This window comes from Enterococcus faecium (genome assembly GCF_029023785.1).
GTDB classification, from domain to species: domain Bacteria; phylum Bacillota; class Bacilli; order Lactobacillales; family Enterococcaceae; genus Enterococcus_B; species Enterococcus_B faecium.
This window is the reverse complement of record NZ_CP118955.1, coordinates 2454425-2466616: the sequence shown is the minus strand read 5'-3', so window position 1 is coordinate 2466616 and position 12192 is coordinate 2454425. Positions and strand designations below refer to the sequence as shown.

General features: G+C 41.1%; 12 protein-coding genes. 11 read left to right on the top strand and 1 reads right to left on the bottom strand.

Annotated features, from left to right (window positions below):
- Nucleotides 1-2 precede the first annotated feature (2 nt).
- The 7 genes from PYW34_RS11985 to msrA all read left to right on the top strand — a co-directional run bounded on the left by PYW34_RS11985 (nucleotide 3) and on the right by msrA (nucleotide 7559).
- The gene (locus PYW34_RS11985) at nucleotides 3-1070 is read left to right on the top strand and encodes a zinc-dependent alcohol dehydrogenase (RefSeq protein ID WP_002288131.1); all 1068 of its coding nucleotides are present in this window, start codon (nucleotides 3-5) and stop codon (nucleotides 1068-1070) included.
- Nucleotides 1067-1894 (top strand): sugar phosphate isomerase/epimerase family protein, encoded by an 828-nt coding sequence (locus tag PYW34_RS11980; RefSeq protein WP_002288129.1) that lies wholly within the window; start codon nucleotides 1067-1069, stop codon nucleotides 1892-1894. Before PYW34_RS11985 ends, PYW34_RS11980 begins: the two co-directional genes overlap by 4 nt.
- A 44-nt stretch (nucleotides 1895-1938) precedes the next feature.
- Nucleotides 1939-2964 carry a Gfo/Idh/MocA family protein gene (locus PYW34_RS11975; protein WP_002288127.1) on the top strand — a complete coding sequence of 342 codons (1026 nt, stop codon included), beginning with the start codon at nucleotides 1939-1941 and terminating at the stop codon, nucleotides 2962-2964.
- Nucleotides 2961-5144 carry a glycoside hydrolase family 65 protein gene (locus tag PYW34_RS11970; protein ID WP_002288124.1) on the top strand — a complete coding sequence of 728 codons (2184 nt, stop codon included), beginning with the start codon at nucleotides 2961-2963 and terminating at the stop codon, nucleotides 5142-5144. The genes PYW34_RS11975 and PYW34_RS11970 overlap by 4 nt, the downstream gene beginning before the upstream one ends.
- A complete protein-coding gene (locus PYW34_RS11965) occupies nucleotides 5144-6274 on the top strand; it encodes a glycerate kinase (RefSeq protein ID WP_002320807.1) in 1131 nt (376 codons plus the stop codon). Before PYW34_RS11970 ends, PYW34_RS11965 begins: the two co-directional genes overlap by 1 nt.
- Nucleotides 6271-6948, top strand: a complete 678-nt coding sequence (pgmB, locus tag PYW34_RS11960) for a beta-phosphoglucomutase (RefSeq protein WP_002333188.1) — start codon at nucleotides 6271-6273, stop codon at nucleotides 6946-6948. Before PYW34_RS11965 ends, pgmB begins: the two co-directional genes overlap by 4 nt.
- A gap of 83 nt (nucleotides 6949-7031) precedes the next feature.
- On the top strand, nucleotides 7032-7559 hold the full coding sequence (gene msrA, locus PYW34_RS11955; RefSeq protein WP_002288119.1) for a peptide-methionine (S)-S-oxide reductase MsrA: 528 nt from the start codon (nucleotides 7032-7034) through the stop codon (nucleotides 7557-7559).
- Between the two features lie 200 nt (nucleotides 7560-7759).
- Here the strand turns inward: msrA and PYW34_RS11950 are convergent, their stop codons facing one another.
- Nucleotides 7760-8446, bottom strand: a complete 687-nt coding sequence (locus tag PYW34_RS11950) for a prepilin peptidase (RefSeq protein ID WP_002288144.1) — start codon at nucleotides 8444-8446, stop codon at nucleotides 7760-7762.
- Nucleotides 8447-8525: 79 nt separating this feature from the next.
- Between PYW34_RS11950 and PYW34_RS11945 the strand changes: the two genes are divergently transcribed.
- From PYW34_RS11945 to rpsI, 4 genes are all read left to right on the top strand, one after another.
- Entirely contained in the window at nucleotides 8526-10064 is a 1539-nt protein-coding gene (locus tag PYW34_RS11945; protein WP_002288118.1) for a gluconokinase, read from the top strand.
- Nucleotides 10065-10183: 119 nt separating this feature from the next.
- Nucleotides 10184-10651 carry a Dps family protein gene (locus PYW34_RS11940; RefSeq protein ID WP_002297290.1) on the top strand — a complete coding sequence of 156 codons (468 nt, stop codon included), beginning with the start codon at nucleotides 10184-10186 and terminating at the stop codon, nucleotides 10649-10651.
- A gap of 533 nt (nucleotides 10652-11184) precedes the next feature.
- Complete coding sequence (gene rplM / locus PYW34_RS11935; protein WP_002323724.1) at nucleotides 11185-11613, top strand: 50S ribosomal protein L13; 429 nt, start codon at nucleotides 11185-11187, stop codon at nucleotides 11611-11613.
- Nucleotides 11614-11628: 15 nt separating this feature from the next.
- Nucleotides 11629-12021: a 30S ribosomal protein S9 gene (gene rpsI / locus PYW34_RS11930; protein ID WP_002287505.1), complete on the top strand. Its 393-nt coding sequence runs from the start codon at nucleotides 11629-11631 to the stop codon at nucleotides 12019-12021.
- The last annotated feature ends 171 nt before the right edge of the window (nucleotides 12022-12192 follow it).

Genomic DNA, 12192 nt, shown 5'->3' with positions numbered 1-12192 from the left:
AGATGAAAAAATTAGTTGCATTAGAACCAAGAATAGCCGGATTCAAAGATTACGAAGACCGTGAGATCGAAAAGAACGAAGTACGTATCCGAGTAATTTTCGCTACTCCAAAACCAGGAACAGAAATTGTCGACTTTAGAGGATTAAGTCCATTTATCGATGAAGAATTTTCAGAAGAATGGCGCCTATTCTTGCCAAGAGAAGAAGGAAGCCAACGCGGTGTGGTATTTGGCGAATTTCAATTAGGAAATATGATTGTCGGTACGATCGAAGAAACGGGCAGTTTGGTGACAGAGTATCAAAAAGGAGAGTTAGTCTGCACTTATGGACCCATTCGTGAAACGCTGATTACAAACGGTGTTGATAATTATAAACTACGTAAACTTGATCGGTTGGATCAATGGAAAAATGCAGTATGTTACGATCCTGCTCAATTCGCTTTAGGTGGTATCCGGGAAGCACATGTTCGAGCAGGTGATGCTGTAGCAATCTTCGGTTTAGGCGCTATCGGGCAAATTGCGATTCAATTAGCTAAAAAAGCAGGTGCTACTACCATCGTTGGGATCGATCCCATAGCGCAGCGTAGAGAATTAGCAGAAAAATACGGTGCCGATTACACGCTAGATCCTATGAAAGCAGATGTCGGTTTTCGTCTAAAGGAATTGACAGATAAACGTGGAGTAGATTCAGTTATTGAAACGAGTGGCAGTGCTGCCGCATTACAAGCTTCTTTAAGAGGGATCGGCTATGGCGGGATCATTTCTTATGTTGCCTTTGCTAAACCTTTTCCAGCTGGGTTTAATCTTGGTCGCGAAGCACATTTCAATAATGCAAAAATCGTCTTTGCTCGAGCATCTAGTGAACCAAACCCAGATTACCCAAGATGGAACCGTAAACGAATCGAGGACACATGTTGGGAATTATTGATGAACGGTTACTTGGATTGTGAAGAAATCATTGATCCAGTTGTGCCATTTGCAGAAAGCGCAGAAGCTTACATGCGTTATGTAGACCAGCACCCAGAAGAAAGTATCAAAATGGGCGTTCAAGTCCGAGGAGGAGAACAATGAAATTCGGTACGCAAGATCAAGCATTTTTCCCAAGAGACATTTTAGAAAAATTTAGATTTATCAAAGACTGTGGATTTGAAGAATACGAAATCGACGGTAAGTTGTTAATAGAAAATATCGACACAGTCAAACAGGCAATCAAAGAAACAGGGATCCCAGTAGTGACAGCTTGTAACGGCTACGATGGGTGGATCGGTGACTTTATCGAAGAACGGCGTCTTAATGGTGTACGTCAAATTGCTGAGATTTTGCGTGCACTAAGCGAGGTTGGAGGCAAAGGAATCGTTATCCCAGCAGCTTGGGGAATGTTCACTTATCGATTACCGCCGATGGTTTCACCCCGAAGCAAAGAAGGAGACTATAAAGCAGTCAGCGAATCACTTCGTTATTTAGATAAAGTAGCCGAAGAAACAGGTACGGTTATTTATTTGGAGCCTTTGAACCGATACCAAGACCATATGATCAATTTGTTAGCGGATGCGCGTCATTACATTGACTCTAATCAATTGAAACATGTGCAGATCATCGCTGATTTTTATCATATGAATATTGAAGAAGATGATATTTCAAAAGCATTGACTACGCAAAAAGAGTATGTGGGTCATATCCATTTAGCAGATAATCATCGCTACCAACCAGGATCTGGCGCAATTGATTTTACTCGCCATTTTCAAACGCTACTTCAAAATGAGTATGAAGGTTATATGGTATATGAATGTCGTTTGCGAGGAGAAAATGAAGTGAAAATTTATCAGGAATCATTGCAATACTTGAAAAACTGTCTGGAAACAGCGCGTCATTTAAATGATTTAGAGAAAGAATAGAGAAAGAATAACAATAAGTAAATAAGCAAAGGAGGGAGAAATAAATGAAGAAAGTAGCAATCATAGGCGCTGGACAAGTAGCAGAAAAAGTACATGCTGCTTATTATCAAAAAAGATCAGATGTCTTAGAATTGGCCGCTGTGGTTGATCCAGTCAGCCAGCGAGCAGAAGACTTTTGCCGACGTACAGGATTTTCTCATGCGTATACATCAGTTACACAAATGCTGAATGAGATTTCTCCCGATATCGTGAGTGTCTGTACACCCAATCGCTTTCACTTCGAACATGTATTGGCTGCCCTCGAAGCTAATGCTTCAGTGATGTGCGAGAAACCACCAGCTATGACAGCTGATCAAGCAAGAAAGATGGCAGAGACAGCCGATAAAAACGGGCAGATTTTGGCTTATGGATTCCAGCATCGTTTTTCTGACGAAGCAACAATGATCAAGAATCATCTTGATGTTCTCGGGGATATTTATTACGTAGAAGCGAATGCGCTTCGTCGGTCTGGTGTTCCAGGCTGGGGAACGTTTATCGACAAAGAACTTCAAGGAGGCGGGCCTTTGATCGATTATGGCATTCACATGCTTGATACAGCGATGTATATTACTGGATTTCCTAAAGTAAAAAGCGTTCGGGCGTACAGCTTCCAAAAAATTGGTACGAAAAAAAATTCAGGGAAATTCGGGAAATGGGATCCAAGCAAATTCACAGTAGAAGATGCAATTTTTGGCACACTGGAATTAGAAAACGGCAAGATCATCCAACTGAATACTTCGTTTGCTTTGAATATCAGAGAAGACAAACTGAATGTGGCTTTTTGTGGCGATCAGGCAGGTGCTAATCTGTATCCAGGCGAACTATTCGAAGATGTAGATGGAAAGCTGGTTTCCTTACAAAAGACCACGCCAGTTAATGACCCACATGAACTAAGTATGGCTCATTTTGTGAATCGGGCGCTCGGTGACCAGACTCAGATGATTGCAGATGGCTGGCAAGGATATGTCATCCAGAATCTGGTGGAAAATTTATATCGTTCGGCAGAAACAGGAGAAGTTATTACCTTATGAAAGTAGAAGAAAAACAGTTTGATTTAGAGTATATCAATAAGTATGCGAGTCAGATGACCATTGGAAATGGATTTTTTGGTATCAGAGGAAGCCAGGAGGAAGACTATCGGAATCAAGTAAGGGGAATGTTTGCAGCTGGTGTATATAACCGACCTTTAGGAGCAGAATCAGCCGAGTTAGTGAATCTCCCAGATGTCATCAGATGGGAAATAAAAATCGACGGTGAACATTTTTCTCTTGAGACGATGAAAGTTCTTGCATACGAGCGGGCACTAGATTTAGAAATGGGAGAGCTTAAACGCTATGCGCTCATTGAAACTGCTCAAGGAAAAAAAGTGGAAGTCATTACTTGTCGTGTTGCTGATCAAAATAATCTCCATCAGGCAGCCCTGAAAGTGGTCATCAAGCCGTTGACCGAAGACTGCCAAGTAGATGTGAAAACGGGTATCGATGGACAGCAAACCAATTTTGGTACACAGCAGTTGGTTGAAAAAGAACTGCGAGTATTTGGTGACGATTTGATCAGTGCATCCTACCAGACAACAGAAAGTAAAATTGATATTGGGATTGCAGCTAAATTCAATAAAGCAGGTGTATTCCAAGCAAAAAATCGCCGGATCACCGCTTCCTTTTCAGAAAAGATCAGAAAAAATACGTCCTTTACGCTGGAGAAGATCATCGTGCTCTCTACCTCTCTTCAGCAAACAGACCCGTTTAAGAAAAGTATTGCCCAAGCCCAGAAAAGCGTTAGTTATACAGAAATTTTAGAGCAGTCGATGTCTTATTGGACAGATTTTTGGCATCAGCATCGGATAACGATCCAAGGCGATTCTTCTTTCGATCAGTTAGCGATGGACTTCGCTGCTTACCATTTACAGATTATGACTCCCCGCAATGATCCAAGTGTTAGTGTAGGGGCGAAGGGACTAACTGGCGAAGGTTATAAAGGGCATGTTTTCTGGGATACGGAAATTTTTATCCTGCCTTTCTTTTTATATCAGTTTCCTGAAGTAGCAAAGAATTTGCTGCTGTACCGTTATGATCGATTAGAAGGCGCACGGCAAAAAGCAAGAGATTATCACTATCAAGGTGCACTTTTCCCATGGGAAAGCGCACACACTGGTCAGGAAGAGACACCCAAATTTGCTGCATTGAATATCAAAACCGGAACAAGACAAGAAGTTGCTTCAGCTGCCGCAGAACATCATATCAGTGCAGACCTTGCTTATGCCGTTCAAGAGTATGTCCAAGCAACAGAGGATCAATCGTTTTTAGAAACAAAGGGAAAAACGCTCATTCATGAAACAGCAGCTTTTTGGCTGAGCAGAGCTGTAAAAGTCGATGATCATTTAGAGATACACAGAGTCATTGGTCCAGATGAATACACAGAATATATCGACAATAATGCATATACGAACTATCTGGCGCATTATAATGTGGCCTTAGCTGTTAAATATCAAGCTGGCGATCCGCTTTTTTTGAAAGAATGTCAAAATTTTTTAGATAAGTTATATTTGCCAGTGCCTAACAAAGAACAGCTGATTCCGCAAGATGACACGTATCTCAGTAAGCCAGTTATTGATTTGACCACTTACAAAGAACGTCCTGGCAGCCAGTCTATTTTACTTGATTATGCCCGTAGCGAAGTAAATGAACTCCAAGTCAGCAAGCAAGCAGATCTTGTCATGCTGTTATACTTATTACCTGAGTATTTTTCTCAACCAATCGTTTCTAAGAATTTGCATTACTATGAAAACAAAACAATCCACGACTCATCGTTGAGTAAAGCGATTCACGCCATAGAGGCTTGCCGTATCCAAGAAATGGAATGGGCGTATCATTTATTCCAAGAAGCGTGCCTGATTGATTTAGGACCAGATCCGCATTCATCAGATGACGGAATTCATGCTGCTTCATTAGGAGCACTATGGCTAGCAGTTATATTTGGTTTTTCAGGTATTACAGTAACGAATGGAACTCTTTCTATTTCTCCAAGACTTCCTTCAGCATGGGAAAAAATTTCTTTTCCTTTTATTTGGAAAAATCACAGGTTGCTATTTGTTTTGACAAAAAAACAAATAGTAATAAAAAAAGAGACGAAAGAAACATTACCTATTTTTGTCAATGGAGACCAATACCAGCTGGAAAAAGAACTGATCTTGGAACGGAGGGGAAAATAATGCGTATTCTGATTGCGCCAGATTCTTTCAAAGAAAGTCTGACAGCCTTAGAGGCAGCACAAGCCATTCAATCAGGTTTTCAAGAAGTTTTTGTTCAGGCTGAATATGATCTGCTACCTATAGGCGATGGAGGAGAAGGAACGGTTTCATCATTAGCAGACAGTTTAAGGTTGAAGCGGCAAACAGCAGTCGTTACTAATGCATTTGGCAAAAACAAAGAAATCCAGTACGCTTCAGACGGTCAAACTGCGATTTTTGAAATGGCAGAAATCGTCGGATTGAAAGATGTCCCACTAAACCAACGACAGCCACTTAGGTTATCCACGCGAGGAGTAGGAGAACTGATACGACAATTGTTGCAACAAGGTGTTCGACACATCATCATCGGCGTTGGCGGAAGTAGTACCAACGATGGCGGCATCGGCATGGCAGAAGGTCTAGGTTATGCTTTTTACGATCAAGATAATCAAAAAGTAGAAGCACTGGGAGAAAATCTAGGTAAAATTGCTACAGTTGATAAAACGAACGTGCCTATTGAGCTGATTAAAGCCAAAATCACTGTCATTACTGATGTTACTAATCTTTTATGCGGAAAAGAAGGCGCTTCTTTTGTTTTCGGACCACAAAAAGGCTTGAAAGAAAATGAATTAGCAGTGGCTGACCAAGCCATGCATGATTTTTATATGAGATTTGCCCCTCAAGTAATCGAGGCATCGGGCAGTAGTGCTGGTGGTGGAATGGGTGCAGGACTGTTAGCATTTGCTTCAGGGAAAATAGTCTCTGGCATCGACTACGTATTGGATTTACTGGAGTTCGATAAACGGGTACAGCAAGCAGACCTCGTAATCGTAGGCGAAGGACGTCTAGATGGACAAAGTCTAAAAGGAAAAGCGCCAGTTGGGATTGCTAGAAGAGTACCAGAGGGCGTTCCTGTGATAGCTATTTGCGGAAGTGTTGGTAAAGGAAGCGAAAAAGCAGCAGATGTTGGCATTTCGGCCGTTTTTCCGATCCTTCCTGCAGCTGTGCCTTTACAAGAAGCTTTACAGCAAGCCACTGATAATCTTCATCGCACAGCTAAAAACATCGCATCTTTACTTCAAGTCGTTCATTTTCAAGGAGGTAATCGATGAAAATCAAAGCAGCACTATTCGATTTAGATGGCGTTCTTGTAGACACAGCTCGTTATCATTACGAAGCGTGGCTGGTTTTAGCTAACCAGCTGTCCATTCCATTCACTGAGAAAGAAAACGAGCAACTGAAAGGAATATCCAGAACCGAGTCACTAGAGCGATTGCTGTCATTTGGAAAAATGGAACAGAAATTCTCAGAAAAAGAGAAATCAGCCTTTGCTGAGCAAAAAAACAATCTATATCTTCAAGCGATTCAAAAAATGGATGAAACATCCGTTTTGCCTGGTGCAATAGCTGTTCTTGAGTACTTGAAAAAAACAAACATCAAGATCGGATTGGGATCAGCAAGAAAAAATGCACGCCTCATTTTAGAAAAAACGAATTTGACAAGTTATTTTGATGTCCTTATTGACGGCACGCAAGTATCAAAAGCAAAACCTGATCCAGAAGTTTTTCTCAAAGGAGCACAGCAATTGAATGTACCGCCAAATGCATGCTTGGTCATTGAAGATTCAGAAGCTGGTTGTCAAGCAGCTTTGGCTGGTAACATGCATGTATTGGGAATAGGTGAAAACATAAATCTTCCTTCTGCTGAATATGTGATTCCTGATTTAACCGTTTTTGATCAAGTACGTTCGTTTTGGCATTTATCAGAAGCCGTATCACGTATATAATAGTTTCCGTTTTTTCTGTCACAAGCAAAACGTTATCCTCCTTTTGGAAATCAAGGTATGATGAGAAAAAAGGGGGATTTTATATGACAAAAAAAGCAGTTTTCGCAGGCGGATGCTTTTGGTGTATGGTCAAACCATTTGAAGAGCAGCCAGGGATCATTTCTGTGACATCCGGTTATACTGGCGGGCATGTACCAAATCCAACTTATGAACAAGTAACAACAGGCACAACAGGGCATACAGAAGCAGTAGAGATCGAATATGATCCAGAAGTTATTTCTTATGATCAGTTGGTGGAAATCTATTGGCAGCAAACCGATCCGACTGACGCATTAGGACAGTTCGCTGATCGCGGTGATTCTTATCGTCCAGTGATCTACTATAATGATGAAGAAGAACGAAATATTGCAGAGCGTTCAAAACAAGCATTGCAAGACAGCGGGCGATTCGATAAGCCAATCGTGACAAAAATCGAACCAAGAAGCGAATTTTATCCTGCAGAAGATTACCATCAGGATTATTACAAGAAAAACAAGCTCCATTACAATCTTTATCGAGAAGGTTCTGGACGTGCAGGTTTCCTTCGTCGACATTGGGGCGTCAAGAAATAAGAAGCCGAAAAAGCTACTTATGGAACACCGTATATCAGAGGTTGTAAAACCAGCATTTTGAGCTAATACTGAGGGTCAGCTGATTGAACACCATTTAGTGGAGAGGTTGTGAACCTGTCGCCTAGCTCCAAGTCACAAGGATTTGGTAAGAGAACACTATATATCAGAGGTTGTGACAAGTCGTTTGTCACAACCTTTTTTCAATACCTAAGATGAAGGACAATCAGCAACGCACTGCTCAAAAAAGGAATGAAAGGCAGCTTTTCCAACTTTTTTTTATGACAGATAAAGTAAACAGAAAAAACGGATATTCCAAACAGACTAGCAAGAAACAAGATCTGAAGCAACTCTTCTAGAGACAAGCCACCACTCCAAGAAAGCATCAACAGAGTATCGCCAGCTCCGAGATAGGATTGACCATAGCGAAGGCACACACCGCCTACGATAAACGTTAACAGCACACTTTGCCATTGGAAGACGCCGGCCTGCAACCAAAAAATCCATAAAATTGCCCAAGAACAGAATAGCGTGTGAGAATGGACCATGAAGTAAAATAAATCCATCAACGAAAATAGCAAAGCCGAAAGCATCCATATGAACGTCGAAAAATTTCTTGCGGAAGAAAAAGTAAAGAACCAGGCAAAAAGACCACCACATAAGGCTTCTGCCAACAAATAGTAGAAGGGCAACCGACACCTGCAATAGCGGCAGCGAAATCGTTGGACGATGATCGAGAGAATCGGAATCAATTCATACCAAGAAAGCGAACGACAGCATTTGACACAATGAGATCTAGGATAAATAATAGAGTGACCTAACGGAATCCGCTGGGCGGTTAAACATAAAAATGATCCGATACAGCAACCAATGATAAAATAAAGTAACACGCCATCTCCCCCTTTTCAAAACCAAGATACGCAAGCTTAAACTAAATTTTTGTACATACATAAAATTTGAGGTGAAAAAATGAACGTTTCAATCGGATTAGATATCGGAACCACACAAACCAAAGCAGTTGCTTTCACAGATGAAGCCCAAGAAGCAGCATCCGCTTATTTTCGCTACCCTTTGATCCAAGAAACACAAGGGATGGCAGAACAAGATCAGGAATTGATCTTTCAAGGTGTCTGCACCGTTATAAAAGAAGTAATTAAACAGTTGCCTTCAGACACAATCATTCAATTTGTCTCCTTCTCCTCTGCGATGCATGGCCTGATATTGTTGGATGAAGAGAAAACACCGTTATCTCGAATGATCACTTGGGCAGATAACCGAGCAGCGGACGAAGCAGAAAAACTGAAATATACCGTGCTTGGCAAAGAATTTTATCGGCAGACTGGGACGCCGATTCATCCAATGACACCATTGAACAAAATCAAGTGGCTGCAAAACAGCCAACCTGAATTATTCAAAAAAACTGCTTATTTTGTCGGTATCAAAGACTATATCTTTTATAGATTGTTTGGCGAACTGATCAGCGACTACGGAACAGCTTCAGGAACTGGATATTTTGATATCCATGAATTCCAATGGGCAGAAGAAGTGCTTGACTACTTGAACATTCGAATAGAGCAATTGCCGCAAGTCTTTCCTTCCACCTATCAAGTAACAGGTCTACCATCAAAAACAGCAGCAGAACTAGGTTTGCCAAATGATATATCATTTGTTTTGGGAGGGGCAGACGGGCCGCTTTCTAATCTAGGGTTAGGTGCTTTTGGTGATACGATCGCCGCTTTGACCGTAGGAACGAGCGGAGCACTTCGTTTTATTACTACTCAGCCTCAGTTCCATCCAGAAATGGAGACGTTTTGTTATGTTCTGGATCAGAAACATTGGGTAGTGGGAGGAGCGACTAGCAATGGTGCTGGCATCTTTGATTGGGCAGGGCATACATTTTTACAGGAAGTCGTTCAATCTGCTAAAGAAAAAGGAGAAAATCCATATGATGCACTGCTTTCGGCTATCGCTTTTGTGCCAGCGGGTGCCAATGGTCTGATTTTTCATCCCTATTTACTTGGTGAGCGAGCACCGCTTTGGGACGCAGATGCGTTTGGCAGTTTTATCGGTTTACAGCGGCAACATACAGAAAAAGAAATGATGAAGGCGATTCTAGAAGGGATCTGTCTCAACCTTTATCGGATTTTAAAAGGAGTTTGCCAGGAAAATCAGCTCACAGAGATCCGTGCTACAGGCGGGTTTGCTCAATCTCCGATTTTTCGTCAGATGATGGCTGATGTACTGGGTTACCCGCTTGTTTTCCCTACTGTCACAGAAGCATCCGCATTAGGAGCTGTGATTTTAGGCTGGAGAAGCATCGGAAAGATCCAAAGTATCAGTGAAGCACAGGAATTGATAGAATTGAAAGAGCAAGTTGGAGTACAAGAAACTGATCATAAAAAATATCAGAAAATCTATCCATTATTTGTTTCGACACAAAAGCATTTAGCACAGACTTATCAGCAATTTGCTCAACTGCGAGAAGAATTAGCTGATTCTGAAAAATGATTGGCTTTACGGATAAAAAAGCGAACTGAAAATCGTTCTCAGGTAAATGATTTTGTTGTACTTTTCATTGAAAGTCTACTATTATTTTAAGTGTAAGAAAATGTTAGGAGGCAAGAAAGATGAAATTCCAACAAACCAAAGAAGTATTAAATCAATTAGTTGCAGATCTAAGCCAAATGTCTGTTGTTGTTCACCAAACACATTGGTACATGAGAGGACCAGGTTTCCTTACATTGCACCCAATGATGGATGAGTTCATGGATGATTTGAACGCTCAGTTAGATGAAGTATCCGAACGCTTGATCACATTAGACGGTTCACCTTATTCTACATTGCGTGAATTTGCAGATAACACAAAAATCCCTGATGAAATTGGCCGCTGGGATCGTACTATTCCAGAACGTTTGGAAACACTTGTTGCAGGCTATCGTTATCTAGCAGATCTTTACCAAAAAGGAATCGAAGTTTCTGGAGAAGAAGGCGACGATCCAACACAAGATATCTTTATCGAATTCAAAACAGCCACAGAAAAACGTATCTGGATGATCCAAGCTCATTTGGGCAAAGCGCCAGAGATCGACGCGTAAAAACTGTTGTTGAACTTGACCGAAAAAGAGGTTGTGAAATCAGCGTTTTGACCTGAGTATTAGAGAAACAAACGTCAAAATAGTTCCTCATATTTTGCCGTTTTTTGAGCTAATACCGAGGGTCAGCTGATTGAACACCGTTTACCAAGAGGTTGTAAGCCTGCCGTTCAGCTCCGAGTCACAAGAAACAATTTTAAAAAACAGCTTCTTATGTTTTATGGATATTGTGACTTGTGACCGAGGAGTTGGCAGGAGAACACCGTTTATTCAAAATAAGGGGTTGTGACAAGACTTTTGTCACAGCCTCTTTTTGTTTTTCATTTTGACAGGAAACGACCCTTTTATATAAAAGAAAGAAAAGAAGTAAAGTTTCATATAAATTTTTCAATCAAGCAGAAAAACGTTGACATTGACTAGATTAGCGGGTAATATGTTAAATGGTATTGTTTGCCCCACAAAGAGCCCCGGAAACTCGAAGTGTATGTCAAACATCAGAACTTAAATTGGAGGAAAATAACGTGCGTACAACATATATGGCCAAACCAGGCGAAGTAGAACGTAAATGGTATGTAGTAGACGCAACTGATGTTCCATTGGGACGTCTTTCAACAGTTGTTGCATCTGTACTACGTGGTAAAAATAAACCAACTTTCACACCTCATTTGGATACTGGCGATTTCGTCATCGTCATCAATGCAGACAAAGTGAAATTAACAGGTAAAAAAGCGACTGACAAAATTTATTACCGTCACAGCAACTACCCAGGAGGATTGAAATCAATCACTGCTGGCGAATTGCGTGCTAAAAATTCTCGTCGTTTGATCGAAACTTCTGTAAAAGGTATGCTTCCTAAAAACACTTTAGGCCGCAAACAATTTACAAAATTGAACGTATACGGTGGAGCAGAACATCCACATGCAGCACAACAACCAGAAGTTTTAGACATCACAAACTTAATCTAATAGGAGGGAATTTCATTGGCACAAGTTCAATATATCGGCACAGGCCGTCGTAAAAACGCAGTTGCTCGCGTACGTCTAGTACCAGGAACTGGCAAAATTACTGTAAATAAAAAAGATGTTGAAGAATACATTCCACATGCTGACTTGCGTGAAGTAATCAATCAACCTTTCGCTGTTACTGAAACAAAAGGCGCATATGACGTATTTGTTAACGTAAACGGCGGAGGATACGCTGGACAATCAGGAGCTATCCGTCATGGTATCGCTCGTGCATTGCTAGAAGTTGATCCTGACTTCCGTTTAGCTCTTAAACGTGCTGGCTTACTTACTCGTGACGCACGTATGGTCGAACGTAAAAAACCAGGTCTTAAGAAAGCCCGTAAAGCTTCACAGTTCTCAAAACGTTAATTGCGATTATCGTTCGAGTTCACGAGTTACGAGAATCGTACTGGGCGAAGCAATGCTGAGCGCAGTTACCTTAATCCTAACTTTTCTGGCACTTTCCACAATTTGGAAAGTGCCTTTTTTGTGTTTTTAGCTATGTTAATAGGTAGGATTCTTGGTCTATAATATCATTCG

Bases quoted from the DNA above. Each gene is read 5' to 3' on its own strand.
- PYW34_RS11985 (WP_002288131.1), top strand. From the start codon at position 3: ATGAAAAAATTAGTTGCATTAGAACCAAGAATAGCCGGATTCAAAGAT.
- PYW34_RS11980 (WP_002288129.1), top strand. From the start codon at position 1,067: ATGAAATTCGGTACGCAAGATCAAGCATTTTTCCCAAGAGACATTTTA.
- PYW34_RS11975 (WP_002288127.1), top strand. From the start codon at position 1,939: ATGAAGAAAGTAGCAATCATAGGCGCTGGACAAGTAGCAGAAAAAGTA.
- PYW34_RS11970 (WP_002288124.1), top strand. From the start codon at position 2,961: ATGAAAGTAGAAGAAAAACAGTTTGATTTAGAGTATATCAATAAGTAT.
- PYW34_RS11965 (WP_002320807.1), top strand. From the start codon at position 5,144: ATGCGTATTCTGATTGCGCCAGATTCTTTCAAAGAAAGTCTGACAGCC.
- pgmB (WP_002333188.1), top strand. From the start codon at position 6,271: ATGAAAATCAAAGCAGCACTATTCGATTTAGATGGCGTTCTTGTAGAC.
- msrA (WP_002288119.1), top strand. From the start codon at position 7,032: ATGACAAAAAAAGCAGTTTTCGCAGGCGGATGCTTTTGGTGTATGGTC.
- PYW34_RS11945 (WP_002288118.1), top strand. From the start codon at position 8,526: ATGAACGTTTCAATCGGATTAGATATCGGAACCACACAAACCAAAGCA.
- PYW34_RS11940 (WP_002297290.1), top strand. From the start codon at position 10,184: ATGAAATTCCAACAAACCAAAGAAGTATTAAATCAATTAGTTGCAGAT.
- rplM (WP_002323724.1), top strand. From the start codon at position 11,185: ATGGCCAAACCAGGCGAAGTAGAACGTAAATGGTATGTAGTAGACGCA.